Source organism: Arthrobacter sp. SlRoot2-15, assembly GCF_059739345.1.
Genome location: NZ_AP046058.1, coordinates 1229764 through 1252628, shown reverse-complemented (window position 1 = coordinate 1252628; position 22865 = coordinate 1229764). Strand labels below are relative to the sequence as shown.

At 64.9% G+C, this 22865-nt stretch carries 10 protein-coding genes and 2 rRNA genes; 10 read left to right on the top strand and 2 right to left on the bottom strand.

The features are described 5' to 3' along the window. The first annotated feature begins 10 nt into the window (after positions 1 to 10). Together cysS and rlmB are read left to right on the top strand one after the other, a co-directional pair. Complete coding sequence (gene cysS / locus AC6I9V_RS05615) at positions 11 to 1474, top strand: cysteine--tRNA ligase (protein WP_497898641.1); 1464 nt, start codon at positions 11 to 13, stop codon at positions 1472 to 1474. 123 nt (positions 1475 to 1597) lie between these two features. Further along, on the top strand, positions 1598 to 2590 hold the full coding sequence (rlmB, locus tag AC6I9V_RS05610; protein WP_497898640.1) for a 23S rRNA (guanosine(2251)-2'-O)-methyltransferase RlmB: 993 nt from the start codon (positions 1598 to 1600) through the stop codon (positions 2588 to 2590). A gap of 132 nt (positions 2591 to 2722) precedes the next feature. Here the strand turns inward: rlmB and AC6I9V_RS05605 are convergent, their stop codons facing one another. Next, positions 2723 to 3529 (bottom strand): carbon-nitrogen hydrolase family protein, encoded by an 807-nt coding sequence (locus AC6I9V_RS05605; protein ID WP_497898639.1) that lies wholly within the window; start codon positions 3527 to 3529, stop codon positions 2723 to 2725. A gap of 112 nt (positions 3530 to 3641) precedes the next feature. Between AC6I9V_RS05605 and glgX the strand changes: the two genes are divergently transcribed. Genes glgX through AC6I9V_RS05590 form a run of 3 tightly spaced genes read left to right on the top strand, consistent with a single transcriptional unit; the run spans position 3642 to position 6591 of the window. Then, positions 3642 to 5759, top strand: coding sequence for a glycogen debranching protein GlgX (glgX, locus tag AC6I9V_RS05600; RefSeq protein ID WP_497898638.1), 2118 nt, complete (start codon positions 3642 to 3644; stop codon positions 5757 to 5759). Next, positions 5752 to 6228 carry a guanyl-specific ribonuclease gene (locus AC6I9V_RS05595; protein ID WP_497898637.1) on the top strand — a complete coding sequence of 159 codons (477 nt, stop codon included), beginning with the start codon at positions 5752 to 5754 and terminating at the stop codon, positions 6226 to 6228. The genes glgX and AC6I9V_RS05595 overlap by 8 nt, the downstream gene beginning before the upstream one ends. Positions 6229 to 6234: 6 nt before the next feature. Then, positions 6235 to 6591, top strand: coding sequence for a barstar family protein (locus AC6I9V_RS05590; RefSeq protein WP_497898636.1), 357 nt, complete (start codon positions 6235 to 6237; stop codon positions 6589 to 6591). A gap of 142 nt (positions 6592 to 6733) precedes the next feature. Here AC6I9V_RS05590 and glgP read toward each other — a convergent pair whose 3' ends face one another. Then, complete coding sequence (gene glgP / locus AC6I9V_RS05585) at positions 6734 to 9352, bottom strand: alpha-glucan family phosphorylase (protein ID WP_497898635.1); 2619 nt, start codon at positions 9350 to 9352, stop codon at positions 6734 to 6736. 141 nt (positions 9353 to 9493) lie between these two features. Between glgP and AC6I9V_RS05580 the strand changes: the two genes are divergently transcribed. From AC6I9V_RS05580 to AC6I9V_RS05560, 5 genes are all read left to right on the top strand, one after another. Beyond that, complete coding sequence (locus AC6I9V_RS05580) at positions 9494 to 11566, top strand: alpha-1,4-glucan--maltose-1-phosphate maltosyltransferase (RefSeq protein WP_497898634.1); 2073 nt, start codon at positions 9494 to 9496, stop codon at positions 11564 to 11566. A gap of 5 nt (positions 11567 to 11571) precedes the next feature. Further along, positions 11572 to 13368, top strand: coding sequence for a maltose alpha-D-glucosyltransferase (treS, locus tag AC6I9V_RS05575; RefSeq protein WP_497898633.1), 1797 nt, complete (start codon positions 11572 to 11574; stop codon positions 13366 to 13368). A gap of 1 nt (position 13369) precedes the next feature. Beyond that, positions 13370 to 17035, top strand: coding sequence for a 1,4-alpha-glucan branching enzyme (locus AC6I9V_RS05570; RefSeq protein WP_497898632.1), 3666 nt, complete (start codon positions 13370 to 13372; stop codon positions 17033 to 17035). A gap of 483 nt (positions 17036 to 17518) precedes the next feature. Continuing rightward, a 16S ribosomal RNA gene (locus AC6I9V_RS05565) occupies positions 17519 to 19041 on the top strand. A 517-nt stretch (positions 19042 to 19558) separates the two neighbouring features. Beyond that, positions 19559 to 22682, top strand: a 23S ribosomal RNA gene (locus AC6I9V_RS05560). The 16S and 23S rRNA genes sit together here, the layout of an rRNA operon. The last annotated feature ends 183 nt before the right edge of the window (positions 22683 to 22865 follow it).

Genomic DNA, 22865 nt, shown 5'->3' with positions numbered 1-22865 from the left:
ATCTGGAGCGGTGACCCTGCGCTTTTACGACACCGCTTCCGCCGAAGTCCGCGACTTTGTCCCCCTGGTTCCAGGAAATGTGAGCCTGTACTACTGCGGCGCCACGGTGCAGGGCATGCCGCACGTCGGGCACATCCGCTCCGCCATCGCCTTCGACCAGCTCACCCGCTGGCTGCAGTACCGGGACTACCGGGTCACCGTGGTCCGCAACGTCACGGACATCGACGACAAGATCCTCGCCAAGTCCGCCGAGTCGTTCGCCGCGGACTTCGCCGACGAGCCCGGGACGGTCCGGAACGAGGAATGGTGGGCCCTTGCCTACCGCTACGAGCAGGAATTCCTCAAGGCCTACGACACACTCGGCGTCTCCCGCCCCACCTATGAGCCCCGCGCCACCGGCCACATCCCGGAAATGCACGCCCTGATCGCGCAGCTGATCGACCGCGGCCACGCCTACCCGGCCCTCGACGGATCCGGCGACGTCTACTTCGACGTGCGCTCCTGGTCCAAATACGGTTCCCTCACCCGCCAGAACATCGACGATATGCAGGGCGCGGCGGACGCCGACCCGCGGGGCAAAAAGGACCCCCGCGACTTCGCCCTCTGGAAGGGCCACAAGGACGGCGAGCCGACGACGGCGAGCTGGGCCTCGCCGTGGGGCGCCGGCCGGCCGGGCTGGCACCTGGAGTGCTCCGCGATGGTCACCAAGTACCTCGGCACCGAATTCGACATCCACGGCGGCGGCCTGGACCTGCGCTTCCCACACCACGAGAACGAGATGGCCCAGTCCCAGGCGGCCGGCCACGGCTTCGCGAACTTCTGGATGCACAACGGCATGGTCACCTATGCCGGCGAGAAGATGTCCAAGTCCATCGGCAACACCATCAGCCCGGCCGAGATGCTGGAGCTGGCTCCGCCGCGCGTGGTCCGCTACTACCTCGGCCAGGCCCACTACCGCTCGGTCCTGGACTACCAGCCGACCTCGCTGCAGGAGGCGACCGCCGCGGTGGAGCGGATCGAAGGCTTCATCAGCCGCGCCGGCCGCGCCCTTTCCGCCGACGCCGGTGTCGCCGCCAGGGACGCCGCCGGGCGCGGCAGCGTCCCGGACGCGTTCGCCGCCGCCATGGACGACGACCTCAACGTCCCCCAGGCCCTCGCCGTCCTGCACGACACGGTCCGCGCCGGCAACACCGCGCTCACCGCCGGCCAGCTCAACGACGCCCGGCGGGCACTGGCGTCCGTCACGGACATGATGCGTGTCCTTGGTCTCAACGACACCGCGGCCGCAGCAGTCGACGAGCAGGCCAACACCGCCCTCGGAGTCCTGGTCGAGGCCCAGCTCGCCGCCCGAGCCCAGGCCCGCGCCGGCAAGGACTGGGCCGCGTCGGACGCGATCCGGGACACGCTGGCGGCTGCCGGCGTCGTCGTCGAGGACGGCGCGGATGGCGCCAGCTGGAGCCTGAAGCGCGGCTGAACCCCCGCGCTGCGCCTGCCTGACGCGGGCCGGCGGCGGACCCCGCGGTCGAAGATTAAACTCGAGTCAGTAGACTGGAGTTCAGACTTATCAACGAATCGCGTAGTTAAAAGGGTGAAACTCATGGCCAATAACGGTCGCCGCTCGGTCAAAATGAAGAAGGGTCCCACCGTCGGGACCGGCGGCCACGGCCGTAAGGCCCTTGAGGGCAAGGGCCCCACTCCCAAGGCGGAGGACCGTCCCTACCATAAGGCCCACAAGAGCAAGCAGCTCGCGGAACGCTCCGCGGCGAAGCGGGGGACGGGTGCGCGCAGCGCCGGAGCCGGCGCCCGGTCCGGCCCCAAGGGCCGTGCCACCGAGGAAGTCGTCACCGGCCGCAACTCAGTGGTGGAGGCCCTCCGCGCCGGCATCCCGGCTAAGGCCCTGCACGTCGCGATCCGCATCGAGATGGACGACCGCGTCAAGGAGTCCCTCAAGCTCGCGGCCGAACGCGGCATCCCGCTGCTCGAAACCGGCAAGCCTGAACTGGACCGGATGACCGACGACGCCATCCACCAGGGCCTTGTGCTGCAGATCCCGCCGTATGAGTACCAGGACGCGTTCGAACTGGCCGAGGAGACCATCGAGGGCTGGAAGAAGGGCCACATCGCCAACGCGCCGCTCTTCGTCGCCCTCGACGGCATCACCGATCCGCGCAACCTCGGCGCAATCATCCGCTCGGTCTCCGCGTTCAGCGGCCACGGCGTGATCGTGCCCGAACGCCGGTCCGTCGGCGTCACCGCCTCGGCCTGGAAGACCAGCGCCGGTGCCGCCGTCCGCGTCCCCGTGGCCCGCGCCGCCAACCTGAACAGCACGCTCAAGGCCTTCAAGAACATGGGCATCTTCGTACTGGGCCTGGACGGCGACGGCGACGTCTCGCTGCCCGATCTCGCTCTGGCTACGGAACCGGTCTGCATCGTCGTCGGGTCCGAGGGCAAGGGCCTGAGCCGCCTGGTCCGCGAAAACTGTGACCAGATCGTCTCCATCCCGATCGATTCCGCGATGGAATCCCTCAACGCCTCGATGGCCGTCGGCATCTCCCTCTACGAGATCTCCCGCCAGCGCGCCGCCAAGTAACTGACCCTCCCTCACCTTTGGCGGTCGTGTAACCGACGCCCCCTCACCTTTGGTGGGTAGACGTGAAACGCTCCCTCACCTTTGGTGCGGGAGCGTTTCACGTTAGTGCCGCCAGATGTGCGGGAGCGTCGGTTAGAACTTGTGGCGGTTGGCGAGGACCGGGAGCTTCGTGCGGGCGTCGTTTACGACGGCCGGGTCCAGGTCGGCGAAGAGCAGGCCGGGCGAGCCGTCGAGCTCCTGAAGCACCTCGCCGAAGGGGGACACGACGGCGGAGTGGCCGACGCCAGTGGGGGCGGACCCCTTGGTCTCAAGGCCAACGCTGGACGGATCGCCCTGGCCGCAGGCCAGCACAAACGCCGTGGCGTCCACGGCCCGGGCTCGGGACAGCAGCTTCCACTGCTCCACCTTGCCCGGCCCCGCACCCCAGGAAGCGCACACAATGTTGACGTGGGCGCCGCGGTCCGCGTTCTCGGTGAACAGATCCGGGAACCGGACGTCGTAGCAGGTGGCCAGGCCGAAGGTGAGGCCGCCGACGTCGAACGTCACCGGCTGGGTTCCCGCCTCCACGGTGTCCGACTCGGCAAAGCCGAAGGCGTCGAAAAGGTGGATCTTGTTGTAGCTGGTGTCCACGCCGGGCCCGGTGGCCAGCAGAGTGTTGCGGACCTTACGGACGCCAGCCCCGGCCGACGCCGGGGTGAACATGCCGGCCACGATCACGATGCCGAGTTCGGCCGCCAGAGCCCGGACCTGCGAGGCCCACGGCCCGTCCAGGGGTTCGGCGATGTCCAGCAGCGAGTTCCCGAACGCGCGCATGGTCGCCTCGGGGAAGACCACTACCTCGGCGCGGCCTTCCTTGGCCTGGCGCGCGTAGTCCCGCACCAGGTCCAGATTCCGGTCGAGCTCGCGGCCGGTGATGATTTGAGCAAGTGCTATGCGCACGGTGACCTCCAGTTCAGCGCTTAGTCCAAGTATGCGCGGCCGTTCCCGGCGCCGCGCACGCAGTCTTCGACCAAACCCGACTCATTTGTCTTCCCCCGCTAAGCTTTAAGCGATGGTCAAGTCCTTTGTAGAGCCAGCTACCACCGTAGACGCCTCGCGGCCGTTTCCGCTCGGCGTCAGCGTCCCGCGCACGGGTTCCCCGGCGACGGACGACCCTCGGGGTGCCTTCGCAAATGTGGCCGTCTACGCCCCCGCCGTTGCCACCCTGGACATCGCCTACCAGGCGCCGGGCGGCAGCTGGCAGCTGAAAACGCTGCCCAACGTCACGGACGGGGTCCACCACGGCATCGTCGAGGGGCTGCCCGCCGGCTCGCGCTACGGCCTGCGTGTCTCGCCGGAGGATGCCCTGCCGCTCCCCGTGCCGGCGATGGACTTCGACGACGACGACGACGGCGAGCAGCCGCTGCTGCTGGACCCATACGGCCGCGGCGTGGACGAGCACGGTAACTTCATCACCAACGTCCGGATGGCGGGCGACTTCGACTGGGGCGTGGACTCCGCGCCGCGGACGCCCTGGCGCAACACCATCATCTACGAGGCCCATGTCCGCGGCCAGACCATGCTGCATCCGGACATCCCGGAACACCTGCAGGGCACCTACGCCGGGATGGCGCACCCGGCCACGGTCGAGCACCTCATCTCCCTCGGCGTCACGGCCGTGCAACTGCTGCCGGTCCACTTCCACGTGGACGAGCTGCACCTGCAGAACCTGGGACTGACCAACTACTGGGGCTACAACACGGCGGCGTTCTTCGCCCCGCACCCCGGTTATGCCACCCAGGCGGCCCAGGACGCCGGGCCGCAGGCCGTGCAGGACGAGTTCAAAGGCATGGTCAAGCTCCTGCACGCCGCCGGGCTCGAGGTGATCCTCGACGTCGTCTACAACCACACCGCGGAGGGCGGCGCGGACGGGCCGACCCTGAGCTTCCGTGGCCTCGGCGAGCTGGAATACTACCGCCACGACGGCCACGGAAACTATGTGGACACCACCGGCTGCGGCAACTCGCTGAACTTCGGCGAGCCCAGGGTGGTGCAGCTGGTGCTGGATTCACTGCGCTACTGGGTGAACGAGTTCCACATCGACGGGTTCCGTTTCGACCTCGCGGTCACCCTGTGCCGCAATGCCGCCAACGAGTTCGACCCGCGGCACCCCTTCCTGGTGGCCATCGCCGCGGACCCGGTGCTTTCCGAGACCAAGCTCATCGCCGAACCCTGGGACGTCGGCTACGGCGGCTGGCAAACGGGCCGGTTCCCCGCGGGCTGGGTGGACTGGAACGACCATTTTCGCGACGCCGTCCGCACGTTCTGGCTCGCCGACCGGGCCGCGATCGACGCCGGCGGGCAAGGCGGTTCGGTGGCACGGCTCGCGGACGCCCTGTCCGGGTCCGCCGGCCTGTTTGCTGCCTCCGGGCGGACCCGGCTGGCGTCGGTCAACCTCATCACCGCGCACGACGGGTTCACCCTGGCCGACCTGGTCTCCTACGACCGCAAGCACAACGAGGCGAACGGGGAGCAAAACCGCGACGGCCACGGCGACAACCGCAGCTACAACCACGGTTTTGAGGGCCGCACCGAAGACGAGGAAATCCTCGCCCGGCGCGGGCAGACCAGCCGGAACCTGATGGCCTCGCTGATGATTTCCCAGGGCGTGCCCATGATCACCGCCGGCGACGAAATCGGCCGCAGCCAGCAGGGGAACAACAACGCTTACTGCCAGGACAATCCGATGACCTGGATCGACTGGACCAGCACCCCGGAATCGCACTCCATGCTGCGCAGCACCAAGCGGGTGATCCGGCTGCGCAAGGAGTTCCTGGCCGGCCAGCCGCACGACTACCCGGCTCGGGACCAGCAGTCCTACTTCCACTGGTTCGACGTCCACGGCGAGCCGATGTCCGGGGACCGCTGGCAGGACCCGGGACACCGGGTGGTCCAGTTGCTGCTCGGCTCCGACGACGGCCGCGTGGACGGCCTGGTGGTGGTCAACGGCGGCGCCGACGACGTCAAGGTCACCTTGCCGGTCATCCCCAACGACGACGGCGGCGGCAACCGCCTCTACGAGCTGCGCCTGACCACCTCCGAGCTGCACGACCGCCGCCAGGGTGTCCGCATCTCCTCCGGCGAACGGGACATTGTCCAGGCCAACAGCATCAGCATTTACCGTGTCTAGTAACGTCCGGCGGCTGGCCACCGTGCTCGCCGTGCTGCTGGGACTGGTGGTGCTGGCTGTGGTGCTGGGCGCCCTGCCGCAGACCGGGACCGCCCCTCCCCAGGGCGCCTCCGCGTCTCCAGCCGCTCCCTACCCGGGTGCCTCCGCGTCCCGTACCGCGGCGGCCGGCGTCGCCAATCCCTCAGGGCTCCCGGAAATCAAGGCTTCGGAACTCCCTCCCGAGGCGCGGCAGACTCTGGACCTGATCGCCAGGGGCGGCCCATACCCGTATTCCCGGGACAATGTCAGTTTCGGGAATTTCGAACGGATTCTCCCGCGAAAGGCCTCCGGGTATTACCGGGAATACACCGTTGTGACCCCGGGGGAGTCGGACCGGGGCGCCCGCCGGATCGTGGCCGGGAACGCCGGCGAGAAGTATTACACCGCCGATCATTACGAATCATTCAAATTTATCGCCGAAGGCAAGTAGGGGCCCATGAAGATTTTCTCCGCCGACACCTGGACCCTCGACGAATTGCGGGCGCAGATCCACGACGCCGGCCGCCGCGCCCTGGTAGTCCCCGCCGCGGACTCCAAGAAGGCGGTGCTTGAGACCTTCGGCGAGGCCCTGGACTTCCCCGAGCACTACGGCGTGAACCTCGACGCCCTCAACGATTCGCTCCACGACTTCGCCGACGCCATCAACGAGGACGGCCAGCCCCCGCTCACCCTCATCTGGCAGGTCCCCGCCGCCTTCCGCGCCGACCGGTCCTTCGGCATCATCTGCGAAATCCTGCAAGACGCCGAAAGCTACGCCGGCAACGACCTAGCCGTCATCGCCGTTTGCCTCTAGCCCCTTCAGCGCCCTAGAAGGCGGGCTGAACCGAATGCGTGAGAACAACCGACCAGCTCCGCTAACCGGTTATGCGGAAGCGTGCGTCTAAGCGAGGAACGAGCGAGCACGCGGAGCATGGCCGTTTAGCGGAGCTAACGGGTCAGGCGTTGACGATCAGCCCCAGCTCGGCCTTCGACGCCAAACCCTCGTGCTTCGGCAGCACCCGGACGGTGTAGCCGAAGGAACCGGACCGATCGATCACGAGGTTGCCGCTGAACAGGTACCGGCCCTTGCCGAGGTCTTCGACGGACTGCAGCTCGGCCACGGTGACATCGGCGAGTTCGTCGCTGTCTTCGGCACGGCCGTAGGCCACCTCCACCGACACGTCCTGCGGCGCAAGGGCATGAAGCGCGACGTAGGCGTTCACTTGCAGGTCATCGCCGATCTGCGGGTCCTCGGAAACGCCCACCGAATCCACGTGTTCCACCTGGATCTGGGGCCACGCGGCCCGGATCCGCGAGGACCAGGCGGCCAGGGCCTTCGCCTCGGCAAAGTTGTCCGCCGAGGCGTGCCGCCCGGCAATCGCGGCGGGCCGGTAGAGGATGTTGACGTAGTCCTGCAGCATCCGGTCCGCGGACACGGCCGGTCCAAGGTGCGCCATGGTGTGCTTGATCATAGAGACCCAGTGCGTCGGGACCTTCTGCGGCCCGGACTGCGAGGGGCCGGCAGCACCGGCGCCGTCGGAGACCGTGAGGCCGTAGAACTTCGGTGCCACCTGCGTTTCGAGCAGCTCGTACAGCGCCGCCGCCTCGATGTCGTCGCGTTCCTCCGGGGACGCGTCGTTGTTCGCCGTCGGGATCGCCCAGCCGTTCTCGCCGTCGTACATCTCGTCCCACCAGCCGTCCATCACGGAGAGGTTCAGCGAGCCGTTGATGGCGGCCTTCATGCCGGAGGTGCCGCACGCCTCGAGCGGGCGGAGCGGGTTGTTGAGCCAGACGTCGCAGCCCGGGAACAGGGTCCGGGCCATGGCGATGTCGTAGTTCGGCAGGAAGGCAATCCGGTGCCGGACCTCGGGGTCGTCGGTGAAGCGGACCAGGTCCTGGATCATCTTCTTGCCGGCGTCGTCCGCCGGGTGCGACTTGCCCGCGATCACCAGCTGGATCGGGTGGGTCTTGTGCAGCAGCAGGGCCTTGAGCCGCTCCGGGTCGCGCAGCATCAGCGTCAGGCGCTTGTAGGTGGGCACCCGGCGGGCGAAGCCGATGGTCAGGATGTCCGGATCCAGCACCGAATCGGTCCAGGACAGCTCGGCGTCGGCCGCGCCGCGCTTTTTCCAGGCCGCCCGGAGCCGGCGGCGGACGTCCTCGACCAAGGACACGCGCATTTCGCGGCGGAGCGCCCACAGCGCCTCGTCGCTGACGTTGTAGGCCAGGTCCCAGCGGCCCTCCGTCTCGGCGTCGGAGCCGAACTGCTCGCGGGCCAGCTGCGAGACCCGGGGATCAACCCATGTGGGCACATGGACGCCGTTGGTGACCGAGGTGATGGGTACCTCCGCATGGTCGAAGCCCGGCCAGAGCGCGGAGAACATGCCGCGGGAGACGACGCCGTGCAGTTTCGCGACGCCGTTGGCGCGCTGGGCCAGCCGCAGCCCCATCACGGCCATGTTGAAGACAAAGGGGTTGCCGTCGGCGAAGTCCTCCCGGCCCAGGTCCAGGATCTTGCCGATCGGGACATCCGGGGCCAGCCCGGCGGTGAAGAAGTGCTCGATCTGCGAGGTCTCGAAGCGGTCGATGCCGGCCGGGACCGGGGTGTGGGTGGTGAACACGGTGGAGGCGCGGCCCGCGGTCAGGGCTTCGTCCCAACTCAGCGGGTTCTCCCCGGACATCAGTTCCTGGATGCGTTCGACGCCGAGGAAGCCGGCATGGCCCTCGTTGGTGTGGAACACCTCCGGCGCGGGGGCGCCCGTCAACCGCTGGTAGGCGCGCAGCGCTTTGACTCCGCCCATGCCCAGCAGGAGCTCCTGCTGCAGCCGGTGGTCGCCGCCGCCGCCGTAGAGACGGTCCGTGATGCCGCGCGCCGCGTCGTCGTTGCCGGCCACATTGGAATCGAGCAGCAGCAGCGGGACGCGCCCGACGTCGGCCCGCCACACGTGGGCCAGCAGCCGGCGGCCGTGGGGGAGCGGGAGCGAAATCTGGATGGGCCGGCCGGTGCCGTCCGCGGAGGCCTCACGGAGCAGCGTCAGCGGCAGGCCGTCGGGGTCCAAGACGGGGTAGGTCTCCTGCTGCCAGGCGTCGCGGGACAGCGACTGCTTGAAGTAGCCGGCCTGGTAGAGCAGCCCGACGCCGATCAGCGGGACGCCGAGGTCCGAGGCCGCTTTCAGGTGGTCGCCGGCCAGGATGCCGAGGCCGCCGGAGTACTGCGGCAGGACCTCGGTGATGCCGAACTCGGGCGAGAAGTACGCTATGCAGCGCGGCGCGTCATCGCCCAGGCTCTGGTACCAGCGCGGCTGTTCCAGATAGTGGTCCAGGTCCTTCGCGGCAGCGTGGACGCGGCCCACCACGTCCTGGTCCGCGGCGAGGCGCTGCAGCTCCTCCCGGCTGACCAAGCCCAGGAAGGTCACCGGATCGTGCGCGCTCTCGGCCCAGATCGCCGGGTTTAGCTGCTCGAAAAGCTCCCGGGTGGGCAGGTGCCACGACCAGCGAAGGTTGGTGGCGAGCCGCGCCAAAGGACGGATCGATTCGGGAAGAACAGTTCGGACGGTAAATCTGCGGATAGCCTTCACCAGCGAAACACTAACGGACAACTTAGGGCCCCGGAACAGGTTTGGGTTTCTTTCCGGTAAATGTCGGATTGCCTTCAGGATTCGCCCGAAAAAACTGAGCGGCCTTAGCATTCTGCGCGATTTGTAGATAACGTCGAGGCTGTGACGACTAACTCGCGAACCAGTGCCGTGTCCAAGCAAAAGCCGAAGGCCCTGATCACGGATGGCCTGAAATTCGGCAGGTTTCCCATCACCGCCGTACAGCCTGCGGTCGAGGACGGGAAGTTCCCCGCCAAGGCCGTCGTAGGGGAGAGCATCGTCGTCGGAGCCACCGCATTCCGGGAGGGCCACGACATGCTCGGCGTCAGCGCCGTGCTCCTTGACCCGCGCGGGAAAGAGCGGCAGCGCGTCCGGCTGGCCCCGCCGCGGGGCAACCGGGGCAAGGGCACCGACCGCTGGGAAGGCCTGCTCACCCCGTCGTCCACCGGCCCGTGGTCGTTCGTCATCGAAGCCTGGCACGACCGCTACGGCACCTGGCACCACAACGCCGAGGTCAAGATCGAGGCGGGCATCGACGTCGACCTGATGCTGGCCGAGGGCGCAGCCCTGCTGACCGAGGCGTCCGAGGATGCCACCCGCCCCTCCGCCGACCGGCGGACGCTCCGGATCGCCGTCGTCGGCCTTTCCGATGGCTCCAAGACCCCGGAGGAGCGCCTGGCCGCCGGCTTCAGCACCGACGTGGCCGCCGTCGTCGCACGCCAGCCGATCCGCGAACTGGTCACCGTTTCCGAGCCCTACCCCCTGCTGGTGGAGCGCGAACTGGCCGGCCGCGGCGCCTGGTACGAGTTCTTCCCCCGCTCCGAGGGCGCCGTCCGCAACCACGAAACCGGTGAATGGACCTCCGGGACGTTCCGCACCGCCGCGCAGCGCCTCGACGCCGTCGCGGCCATGGGCTTCGACATCATCTACATGCCGCCGATCCACCCGATCGGCACCGCACACCGCAAGGGCCCGAACAACACCCTGCTGGCCGGCCCGCACGACCCGGGCTCGCCCTGGGCGATCGGGGCGAAGGAGGGCGGCCACGACGCCATCCACCCGGACCTGGGCAGCTTCGAGGACTTTGACGCTTTTGTGGCCCGCGCCGGCGAGCTTGGCCTGGAGGTGGCCCTGGACCTCGCGCTGCAGGCCGCCCCGGACCACCCCTGGGTGCAGAGCAACCCCGAGTGGTTCACCACCCGGGTGGACGGCAGCATCGCCTACGCCGAGAACCCGCCGAAGAAGTACCAGGACATCTTCCCGCTCAACTTCGACAACGACCCAGCCGGCCTGTCCAACGAGATCCTGCGGATCGTCCTGCTCTGGGTCAGCCACGGCGTGAAGATCTTCCGCGTGGACAACCCGCACACCAAACCGGTGTGGTTCTGGGAATGGCTGATCGCCAAGGTCAACAAGAAGCACCCCGACGTCGTCTTCCTCGCCGAGGCCTTTACCCGCCCCGCGATGATGCACGCGCTGGGCCGCGCCGGGTTCCAGCAGTCCTACACCTACTTCACCTGGCGGAACACGAAGGAGGAGCTGGAGGAGTACTTCCAGGAAGTCAGCCACGAATCCCCGGCATACTTCCGGCCGAACTTCTTCGTCAACACCCCGGACATCCTCACCGAGTACCTACAGTTCGGCGGCCCGGCGGCGTTCAAGATCCGCGCCGCGCTCGCCGCCACGGCCAGCCCGATCTGGGGCGTCTATGCCGGCTACGAGCTTTACGAGCACGTCGCCCGGCCCGGCGCGGAGGAGTACATCGACAACGAGAAGTTCGAGTACAAGGCCCGCGACTGGGACGCGGCGACGGAATCCGGCCGCACTCTGGCCCCGTACCTGACCCGGCTCAACGAGATCCGGCACTCCCACCCGGCCCTCGGCGACCTGCAGAACCTGACGCTGCACAACAGCACCGACGGCGCCACGGTTGTGTACTCGAAACACAAGACCCTCCCGGACGGCACCAAGGACACGCTGATCATCGTGATCAACGTGGATCCGCACAGCACCCGGGAGAGCACAGTGTCCCTGGACCTGGCCGCCCTCGAGCTGGACCCGGAGAACCTGACGCACAACGGCGGCTTCACCGTCGATGACCTGCTGACCGGCGACAGCTGGGAATGGGGCGAGTACAACTACGTACGCCTGGACGCACACGTCGAACCCGCCCACATCCTGAGCATCCGGAGGTAGCGCCAGTGAGTTTCAGCCCGAGCAACCCCAACCAGCACTTCACCCCGAAACAGACGTTCGAACTGAACGCCCCCGGCCTCCAGCACGATCCGCACTGGTACCGGAAGGCGGTCTTCTACGAGGTCCTGGTCCGGGGTTTCGCTGACGGAAACGGCGACGGCTCGGGCGACTTCCACGGGCTGATCGAGAAGCTGGACTACCTGCAGTGGCTCGGCGTCGACTGCCTCTGGCTCCCGCCGTTCTTCCAGTCCCCGCTGCGGGACGGCGGCTACGACATCTCCGACTACAACTCCGTGCTGGACGAATTCGGCACCATCAGCGATTTCAAGCGGCTCGTCGCCGAGGCCCACGCCCGCGGCGTCCGGGTCATCATCGACCTGCCGCTGAACCACACCTCTGACCAGCACCCCTGGTTCCAGGAGTCCCGCAAGGACCCGGACGGCCCGTTCGGCGACTTCTACGTGTGGAGCGACACGGACGAGAAGTACCAGGACGCCCGCATCATCTTCGTGGACACCGAGGAATCCAACTGGACCTTTGATCCGATCCGACGCCAGTTCTTCTGGCACCGGTTCTTCAGCCACCAGCCGGACCTGAACTTCGAAAATCCCAAGGTGATCGACGCCCTCTTCGACGTCGTGCGGTTCTGGCTGGACCAGGGCATTGACGGCTTCCGCGCCGACGCCATCCCCTACCTCTTCGAGGAGGAGGGCACCAACTGCGAGAATCTGCCGGCCACCCATGAATTCCTGCGGCAGCTGCGCCGGATGGTCGATGAGAGCTACCCCGGCCGGGTCATCATCGCCGAAGCCAACCAGCCGCCGGCCGAAGTGGTGGAGTACTTCGGCACCGAAGAGGAACCCGAATGCCACATGGCCTTCCACTTCCCGATCATGCCGCGGCTGTACTACGCGCTGCGCGACCAGAAGGCCGCGCCCATCATCGAGACCATGAAGGACACCCCGGACATTCCCGAGGGCGCCCAGTGGGGCACGTTCCTGCGCAACCACGACGAGCTGACCCTGGAAATGGTCACCGCCGACGAGCGCGCCGCGATGCTCGGCTGGTACGCCCCGGATCCGCGCATGCGCGCCAACATCGGTATCCGCCGCCGGCTGGCCCCGCTGCTGGACAACTCCCGCTCCGAAATCGAACTTATCAACGCCCTGCTGCTCTCACTGCCGGGAAGCCCGTTCCTGTACTACGGCGACGAGATCGGCATGGGCGACAACATCTGGCTCGAGGACCGCGATGCTGTCCGCACCCCGATGCAGTGGAACCCGGACCGCAACGCCGGATTCTCCCATGCCGACCCGGGCAAGCTCTACCTCCCGGTGATCCAGTCGCTGGTCTACAACTACAGCATGGCCAATGTCGAAGCGGAGGCCGCCCACTCCGGCTCGCTGCTGCGCTGGACCCGGCAGATCCTGAGTGTCCGCAAGAACCACCCCGCCTTCGGGCTCGGCTCCTTCCGGCACGTCGAGGCGGACCACGACGTCGTCCTGTCTTACCTGCGCGAGCTGTCGGCGGGCAACGCCGCCGGCGAGGACCCCGAGACGATCCTGTGCGCCTTCAACCTGTCCCAGCATCCGGTGGCGACCACCCTGAAGGTGCCGCAGTACGCCGGCCGCGGCCTCCGCGACGTCTTCGGCGGCCAGGCGTTCCCCGCGATCTCCGACGACGGAACGCTGACCCTCACCCTGGGCAGCCACGATTTCTTCTGGCTGCGGATCCGATCGTCCGCATCCAACCCGGCCTCTCCCCACACCCAGGCGATGCCTATCCTGTCCATCGAAGGCTGAAATGACCGCACCCACCCTGCCCCCCGCGCTTGACGCCCTGCTGCGCAGTTGGCTCCCGCGCCAGCGATGGTTCCCCGTCAAGAGCGCGCACTTCAGCTTCGAACCGGCTGGCCGTATCCACCTCAACCTCGCGCCGGAGGCCGGCGTCGGGCTGGAGGTCCTGCTGCTCGCCGTGACGTATCCGACGGCGGACGGTAACCGCACCGACGTCGTGCAGGTGCCGCTCAGCTTCCGTGCCCTGCCTCTGGCCGGCGCCGGTGCCGCCCTGCTGGGGGAGATTCCCGCCGACGGCGCGGACCCGGCCCGCGGCTGGATCTACGACGGCGTCCATGACCCCGCTTTCGTCGCGGCCTGGCTGGAACTCATGCGGGCAGGCAGTGCCACGGCTGACGGCACCGCAGCCGGCCATCTGGTGCAATCGGGCCACCGGCTGCCCTTCGCCACCGGCAAGGTGCGGGTGCTCTCCGGCGAGCAGTCCAACAGCTCGGTGATCGTCGACGACGGCGGCTCCGCGGCGATCCTCAAGTTCTTCCGGGTGCTGTCCGAGGGCCAGAACCCCGAGGTCGAGATCGGCGCGGCCCTGACTGCGGGCCGCACCGGGGAGGTCCCGGCCACCCTCGGCTGGGTCACCGGCGAATGGACCGGCCCCGGGGGTGACTTCCCGGCCCGTGGCGAGCTCGCCGTCGCGCACGAATTCCTGGCCGGCGGCCTGGACGCCTGGCGTCTCGCCGTCGATGCGGCCAGCACCGGAACCGGCTTCACGGCCGAGGCCCGCGCCCTCGGCGTCGCCACGGCCACCGTGCACCGCCGCCTGGCCGAGGCGCTGGGCACTGCCGCCGAGACCGTGCCGGGCGGCGATATCGCGCCCGGCGTGGCCCAGCGGGTCCGGCAGTCCTGGGCGGAAGCCGGAGCCGCCGTCGGACCCTTCGACGATGAGCTGGAGGCCCTGCTGGCGCGCCTCGAAGGCAGCAGCGCAGGCCCCCTGCAGCGGATCCACGGCGACCTGCACCTCGGCCAGATCCTCCAGGTCCCCGGCGCCCCGGGGATGGCGGCGCGCTGGGCGATCCTGGACTTCGAAGGTGAGCCGCTGCGGCCGATCTCCGAACGCAACTTCCCGGACGTGCCGCTGCGCGACGTCGTCGGTATGCTGCGCTCCTTTGACTACGCCGCAGGGGCGGCCGTCCGCGAGTACGACGATGCCGTGGTGCCCTCGGACTGGGTGGACGACTGCGCCGAGGCCTTCCTGGCCGGCTACGCTGAGGTCACCCCCGGCACCATCGACCGCGACTCGCCCCTTTTCGTGGCATTGTGGCTCGACAAAGCCCTCTACGAAGTTGTTTACGAACTCCGGAACAGGCCCGACTGGCTCGCCATCCCGGTGAATGCATCCCGTCGTCTCCTCGGCAGTACAGGCTCCGGCGTTCCCGCCGAAGCCGCAGCGGAAGGTATCAAAATGACAGGTCCAACACGTACCGATCGACCCGGCGTCCCGCTCCCCGTGGACGCGGAGACCCTTGCCCGGGTCGCGGCCGGCGAGCACCACGCCCCGCACTCAGTCCTCGGCGCGCACCTCGACGACTACGGCCATGTCACTATCCGCACCGTGAAGCACCTCGCGGAGGCCGTCTCCGTGGTCACCTCGGCCGGCAGCTTCCCCATGTCGCATGAATCCGGCGGTGTGTGGGTGGCTGTGCTGGAGCCCGTTGATGAGGGCCACGTGCCGGACTACCGCCTTGAGGTCAGCTACGAGGGCCAGGCGCCGCAGCCGGCCGACGAGCCCTACCGCTACCTGCCCTCGGTGGGGGAGATTGACCTGCACCTGATCGGCGAGGGACGCCACGAGCGCCTCTGGGATGTGCTGGGTGCCCACGTGCGGCACTACAAGTCGGCACTCGGCGACGTCGACGGCGTGTCCTTTGCCGTGTGGGCCCCGAACGCCCAGGCCGTGCGGGTGAAGGGCGACTTCAACGGCTGGGACGGCCGTGAATTCTCGATGCGCTCGCTCGGGTCCTCCGGCGTCTGGGAGCTGTTTATTCCTGGCGTTGTGGCAGGGGCGTGCTACAAGTTTGAGATCAAGACAAAGTACGGCCACTGGGTGGAAAAGGCCGATCCGCTTGCCTTCGGCACCGAGGTTCCGCCGCTGACGGCGTCCCGCGTGGTGGAGCCGTCCTACGCCTTCAAGGACGACGAGTGGATGAAGGCCCGTGCGGCCCGGGATCCGCACAACGCGCCGATGAGCGTCTACGAAGTCCACCTGGGCTCCTGGCGGGTGGGGCTGGATTACCGCCAGCTGGCCAAGGAACTCGTGGAGTACGTGCAGTGGCTCGGCTTCACCCACGTGGAATTCATGCCGGTCGCCGAGCACCCCTTCGGCGGGTCCTGGGGCTACCAGGTCACGTCCTACTTCGCGCCGACCTCGCGCTTCGGGCATCCGGACGAGTTCCGGCACCTCGTGGACGCACTGCACCAGGCGGGCATCGGCGTGCTGCTGGACTGGGTGCCGGCACACTTCCCCAAGGACGAGTGGGCGCTTGCCCGCTTCGACGGGGAGCCGCTGTACGAGCACTCCGACCCGAACCTGGGCGAACACCCCGACTGGGGCACCCTGATCTTCGACTTCGGCCGCAGCGAGGTCCGCAACTTCCTCGTCGCCAACGCCCTCTACTGGCTGGACGAATTCCACATCGACGGCCTCCGCGTCGACGCCGTGGCCTCGATGCTCTACCTGGACTACTCCCGCGAGGAAGGCCAGTGGCAGCCCAACCGCTTCGGCGGGCGCGAAAACCTTGAAGCCATTTCCTTCCTGCAGGAAGTCAACGCCACGGTCTACAAGACGCACCCCGGCGCCGTGATGATCGCCGAGGAGTCCACCGCGTTCCCCGGCGTGACCGCACCCACCAGCCAGGGCGGGCTGGGCTTCGGGATCAAATGGAACATGGGCTGGATGCACGACTCGCTCAAGTACATGGCCGAGGACCCCTTCAACCGCAAGTGGCACCACGGCACCGTCACCTTCTCGATGGTCTACGCCTACACGGAGAACTTCCTGCTCCCGATCAGCCATGACGAAGTGGTGCACGGCAAGGGTTCGATGCTGCGCAAGATGCCCGGCGACCGCTGGCAGCAGCTCGCCAACCTGCGCGCCTTCCTGGCGTACCAGTGGGCCCACCCCGGCAAGCAGCTGATCTTTATGGGCACCGAGTTTGGCCAGGAAGCGGAATGGTCCGAACAGCACGGCCTGGACTGGTGGCTGGCGGATATCCCCGCGCACCGCGGCGTGCAGCTCCTGACCAAGGACCTCAACGAGCTCTACAGCTCCACGCCGGCCCTTTACCAACGGGACAACGATCCCGACGGCTTCCAGTGGATCAACGGCGGCGACGCCGACCGGAACGTGCTGACCTTCATCCGCCGGGACGCCGCCGGCAACGAGATGGTCTGCGCCCTGAACTTCTCCGGCGCCCCGCACCACGACTTCAGCCTGGGCGTCCCGGCTGCGGGGCAGTGGCAGGAAGTCTTGAACACCGACGCCGCTGCCTACGGCGGTTCGGGCGTTTTGAACGACGGCGCACTGACGGCATCCGCCGACGGCATCGACGGTCAGCCGGCCACCCTCACCGTGACGCTGCCGCCGCTGGGCGCCGCGTACTTCAGGGCGCTCGACTAACAAGCACTCCGCTGGCACGGAAAAGCCCGGAATCCTTGGGATTCCGGGCTTTTCCGTCCCCGCCGCGGCCCGTCCCGGGGGCTTGCCGGGGTGCTCACCGGGGTCGCTTTGTCACCCGGGCCAACTGGTGGTAGAGTTTATTTCCGCGCTGCTCCCCGGAGTTGATCCGCTAAGAAGACCAAGAAGCCTATGGCAAGACTGAGTCGGAAACGCTGATTTGACTAGGGTGAAGCGGCCGGGTAAGTTTGAAAAGTTGCTCCGGAGCGATCCTCGACTGAATTGATGGTTGTGGTGGTGCCGGGTGTGTCTGTTGTTTGAGAACTCAATAGTGTGCCAAGTTTGTTGATACCAATTTATTGTATTGAATTGGTTGAATTTGCCGGGCCCGCCACCCCGTGGTGTGGTCTGGTGTTTTTAGCTGGTTTCAAATTTTGCGCAGCCGGGTTTCCGCGTTTTCCCGTGGTTCCTGGTTGTGTCTGTTCTTCAACGGAGAGTTTGATCCTGGCTCAGGATGAACGCTGGCGGCGTGCTTAACACATGCAAGTCGAACGATGAACCTCACTTGTGGGGGGATTAGTGGCGAACGGGTGAGTAACACGTGAGTAACCTGCCCTTAACTCTGGGATAAGCCTGGGAAACTGGGTCTAATACCGGATATGACTCCTCATCGCATGGTGGGGGGTGGAAAGCTTTTTGTGGTTTTGGATGGACTCGCGGCCTATCAGCTTGTTGGTGAGGTAATGGCTCACCAAGGCGACGACGGGTAGCCGGCCTGAGAGGGTGACCGGCCACACTGGGACTGAGACACGGCCCAGACTCCTACGGGAGGCAGCAGTGGGGAATATTGCACAATGGGCGCAAGCCTGATGCAGCGACGCCGCGTGAGGGATGACGGCCTTCGGGTTGTAAACCTCTTTCAGTAGGGAAGAAGCGAAAGTGACGGTACCTGCAGAAGAAGCGCCGGCTAACTACGTGCCAGCAGCCGCGGTAATACGTAGGGCGCAAGCGTTATCCGGAATTATTGGGCGTAAAGAGCTCGTAGGCGGTTTGTCGCGTCTGCCGTGAAAGTCCGGGGCTCAACTCCGGATCTGCGGTGGGTACGGGCAGACTAGAGTGATGTAGGGGAGACTGGAATTCCTGGTGTAGCGGTGAAATGCGCAGATATCAGGAGGAACACCGATGGCGAAGGCAGGTCTCTGGGCATTAACTGACGCTGAGGAGCGAAAGCATGGGGAGCGAACAGGATTAGATACCCTGGTAGTCCATGCCGTAAACGTTGGGCACTAGGTGTGGGGGACATTCCACGTTTTCCGCGCCGTAGCTAACGCATTAAGTGCCCCGCCTGGGGAGTACGGCCGCAAGGCTAAAACTCAAAGGAATTGACGGGGGCCCGCACAAGCGGCGGAGCATGCGGATTAATTCGATGCAACGCGAAGAACCTTACCAAGGCTTGACATGAACCGGTAATACCTGGAAACAGGTGCCCCGCTTGCGGTCGGTTCACAGGTGGTGCATGGTTGTCGTCAGCTCGTGTCGTGAGATGTTGGGTTAAGTCCCGCAACGAGCGCAACCCTCGTTCCATGTTGCCAGCGCGTAATGGCGGGGACTCATGGGAGACTGCCGGGGTCAACTCGGAGGAAGGTGGGGACGACGTCAAATCATCATGCCCCTTATGTCTTGGGCTTCACGCATGCTACAATGGCCGGTACAAAGGGTTGCGATACTGTGAGGTGGAGCTAATCCCAAAAAGCCGGTCTCAGTTCGGATTGGGGTCTGCAACTCGACCCCATGAAGTCGGAGTCGCTAGTAATCGCAGATCAGCAACGCTGCGGTGAATACGTTCCCGGGCCTTGTACACACCGCCCGTCAAGTCACGAAAGTTGGTAACACCCGAAGCCGGTGGCCTAACCCCTTGTGGGAGGGAGCTGTCGAAGGTGGGACTGGCGATTGGGACTAAGTCGTAACAAGGTAGCCGTACCGGAAGGTGCGGCTGGATCACCTCCTTTCTAAGGAGCACCTACAATGCTCATCACCGGACGCATGTCCTGTGGTGGTGTTGTCAGGAGTACGCCCGTTGCGCAGACGATTGTTCTGCGGCGGGTGCTCACGGGTGGAATATCAACAAATAGCGGCCGCTGCGTTTTCTCCGGCACCCAGTACGGAACCACCCTTGTGTGGTTCCTGGAACGGTGTTTGAGGGTACGGGCGGTTTAGTGTTTGGCACACTGTTGGGTCCTGAGACAACAGGACCGGGGGTGACCCCGGGACTTGTGTTTCTGGTTTCCCGGCTGCGACGAACACGCACTGTATGGGTCCTTTTGGGGGCCTAAGTGTGTGGGGTGTGTGGTACGGGGTTGTTGTTTGAGAACTACATAGTGGACGCGAGCATCTTTTATAAGAAGCAATTTCCAAGAATTATGAACCTGGATCTGGCTGCGCGTGATGGTGTCACCTCTTTTGGGGTGGTGTTGTTGGGTGTGGTTGGTTTCGTGGTTCTCTCGAAATTACTCCTTGATCTTTTGTGGTCAAGTTTTTAAGAGCACACGGTGGATGCCTTGGCATTAGGAGCCGAAGAAGGACGTAGGAATCTGCGATAAGCCTGGGGGAGTCGATAACCGGACTGTGATCCCAGGGTGTCCGAATGGGGAAACCCCGCCAGACGCGCGAGTGATCTGGTGACCCGCATCTGAACACATAGGGTGCGTGGAGGGAACGCGGGGAAGTGAAACATCTCAGTACCCGCAGGAAGAGAAAACAATAGTGATTCCGTTAGTAGTGGCGAGCGAACGCGGATCAGGCTAAACCGTTCCATGTGTGATAGCCGGCGGGCGTTGCATGGTCGGGGTTGTGGGACTTTCCGTTCTGTCTCTGCCGGGACAGTGGGGTGAGAGCATGTGCATAGGTGAACGGTCTTGAAAGGCCGGCCAGAGAGGGTGTGAGCCCCGTAACCGAAATGTTGTGTGCCGCCTGGGAAGTATCCCAAGTAGCACGGGGCCCGAGAAATCCCGTGCGAATCTGTCAGGACCACCTGATAAGCCTAAATACTCCCTAATGACCGATAGCGGACCAGTACCGTGAGGGAAAGGTGAAAAGTACCCCGGGAGGGGAGTGAAACAGTACCTGAAACCGTGTGCTTACAATCCGTCGGAGCAGCCTTGTAGTTGTGACGGCGTGCCTTTTGAAGAATGAGCCTGCGAGTTAGTGTTACGTCGCGAGGTTAACCCGTGTGGGGAAGCCGTAGCGAAAGCGAGTCTGAACAGGGCGTTGCAGTGGCGTGATCTAGACCCGAAGCGAAGTGATCTACCCATGGCCAGGTTGAAGCGACGGTAAGACGTCGTGGAGGACCGAACCCACTTCAGTTGAAAATGGAGGGGATGAGCTGTGGGTAGGGGTGAAAGGCCAATCAAACTTCGTGATAGCTGGTTCTCCCCGAAATGCATTTAGGTGCAGCGTTGCGTGTTTCTTACCGGAGGTAGAGCTACTGGATGGCTAATGGGCCCTACAAGGTTACTGACGTCAGCCAAACTCCGAATGCCGGTAAGTGAGAGCGCAGCAGTGAGACTGTGGGGGATAAGCTTCATAGTCGAGAGGGAAACAGCCCAGACCACCAACTAAGGCCCCTAAGCGTGTGCTAAGTGGGAAAGGATGTGGAGTTGCGAAGACAACCAGGAGGTTGGCTTAGAAGCAGCCATCCTTAAAAGAGTGCGTAATAGCTCACTGGTCAAGTGATTCCGCGCCGACAATGTAGCGGGGCTCAAGTACACCGCCGAAGTTGTGGCATTCAGATATTAGCTAAGCCCTTGTGGTTCAGGCGTCTGGATGGGTAGGGGAGCGTCGTGTGGGCAGTGAAGTCGCGGTGGAAACCAGCGGTGGAGCCTACACGAGTGAGAATGCAGGCATGAGTAGCGAAAGACGGGTGAGAAACCCGTCCGCCGAATGATCAAGGGTTCCAGGGTCAAGCTAATCTGCCCTGGGTAAGTCGGGACCTAAGGCGAGGCCGACAGGCGTAGTCGATGGACAACGGGTTGATATTCCCGTACCGGCGAAAAACCGCCCATGCTGAACAGGGGATACTAACCGCCCGAGACCTGCCCGACCGTCCTTTGGATGGAAGGGTTTTGGTGGAGCGCGGGACCTGATCCTGGGAGGCAAGCGTATTAACAGGTGTGACGCAGGAAGGTAGCCGAGCCGGGCGATGGTTGTCCCGGTCTAAGGATGTAGGGCGAACGGTAGGCAAATCCGCCGTTCATGATGCCTGAGACCCGACGGGACCCCCGTATGGGGGGATTCGGTGATCCTATGCTGCCTAGAAAAGCATCGACGCGAGGTTTTAGCCGCCCGTACCCCAAACCGACACAGGTGATCAGGTAGAGAATACTAAGGCGATCGAGAGAATTATGGTTAAGGAACTCGGCAAAATGCCCCCGTAACTTCGGGAGAAGGGGGGCCCCTATCGTGATGGACACTGGCTGTCCGGAGCGTGCAGGGGCCGCAGAGACCAGGGGGAAGCGACTGTTTACTAAAAACACAGGTCCGTGCGAAGTCGCAAGACGATGTATACGGACTGACTCCTGCCCGGTGCTGGAAGGTTAAGAGGACCGGTTAGCCGCAAGGCGAAGCTGAGAATTTAAGCCCCAGTAAACGGCGGTGGTAACTATAACCATCCTAAGGTAGCGAAATTCCTTGTCGGGTAAGTTCCGACCTGCACGAATGGAGTAACGACTTCCCCGCTGTCTCAACCATAAACTCGGCGAAATTGCAGTACGAGTAAAGATGCTCGTTACGCGCAGCAGGACGGAAAGACCCCGAGACCTTTACTATAGTTTGGTATTGGTGTTCGGAGTGGCTTGTGTAGGATAGGTGGGAGACGTTGAAGCCCGGACGCCAGTTCGGGTGGAGTCATCGTTGAAATACCACTCTGGTCACTTTGGACATCTAACTTCGGCCCGTAATCCGGGTCAGGGACAGTGCCTGATGGGTAGTTTAACTGGGGCGGTTGCCTCCTAAAAAGTAACGGAGGCGCCCAAAGGTTCCCTCAGCCTGGTTGGCAATCAGGTGTCGAGTGTAAGTGCACAAGGGAGCTTGACTGTGAGAGAGACATCTCGAGCAGGGACGAAAGTCGGGACTAGTGATCCGGCGGTACATTGTGGAATGGCCGTCGCTCAACGGATAAAAGGTACCTCGGGGATAACAGGCTGATCTTGCCCAAGAGTCCATATCGACGGCATGGTTTGGCACCTCGATGTCGGCTCGTCGCATCCTGGGGCTGGAGTAGGTCCCAAGGGTTGGGCTGTTCGCCCATTAAAGCGGTACGCGAGCTGGGTTTAGAACGTCGTGAGACAGTTCGGTCCCTATCCGCTGCGCGCGCAGGAAATTTGAGAAGGGCTGTCCTTAGTACGAGAGGACCGGGACGGACGAACCTCTGGTGTGTCAGTTGTACTGCCAAGTGCACCGCTGATTAGCTACGTTCGGATGGGATAACCGCTGAAAGCATCTAAGCGGGAAGCTCGCTTCGAGATGAGATTTCCATACACCTTGCGTGTGAGAGGCCCCCAGCCAGACCACTGGGTTGATAGGCCGGATGTGGAAGCGAGGACTAACGACTCGTGAAGCTGACCGGTACTAATAGGCCGATAACTTACACCACACACCCTCCCCGCGAACCAACATCAAAAGGGGTTCGCACCACGGGAAGGGTAAAAAGAAACAAGATACGCTTGCGTCCACTATGTGGTTCCCAAACAACAAACCCGTCACGGGCACGTTGCTAACGGAACCAAAACAACTGAATACAACACCACAAGTTGTAACCACCAGATTTCCCACCCCG

What these genes read in the sequence shown, in the direction of transcription:
- glgX (WP_497898638.1), top strand. Translation starts at nt 3,642, where the DNA reads ATGGTCAAGTCCTTTGTAGAGCCAGCTACCACCGTAGACGCCTCGCGG.
- rlmB (WP_497898640.1), top strand. Translation starts at nt 1,598, where the DNA reads ATGGCCAATAACGGTCGCCGCTCGGTCAAAATGAAGAAGGGTCCCACC.
- AC6I9V_RS05570 (WP_497898632.1), top strand. Translation starts at nt 13,370, where the DNA reads ATGACCGCACCCACCCTGCCCCCCGCGCTTGACGCCCTGCTGCGCAGT.
- AC6I9V_RS05590 (WP_497898636.1), top strand. Translation starts at nt 6,235, where the DNA reads ATGAAGATTTTCTCCGCCGACACCTGGACCCTCGACGAATTGCGGGCG.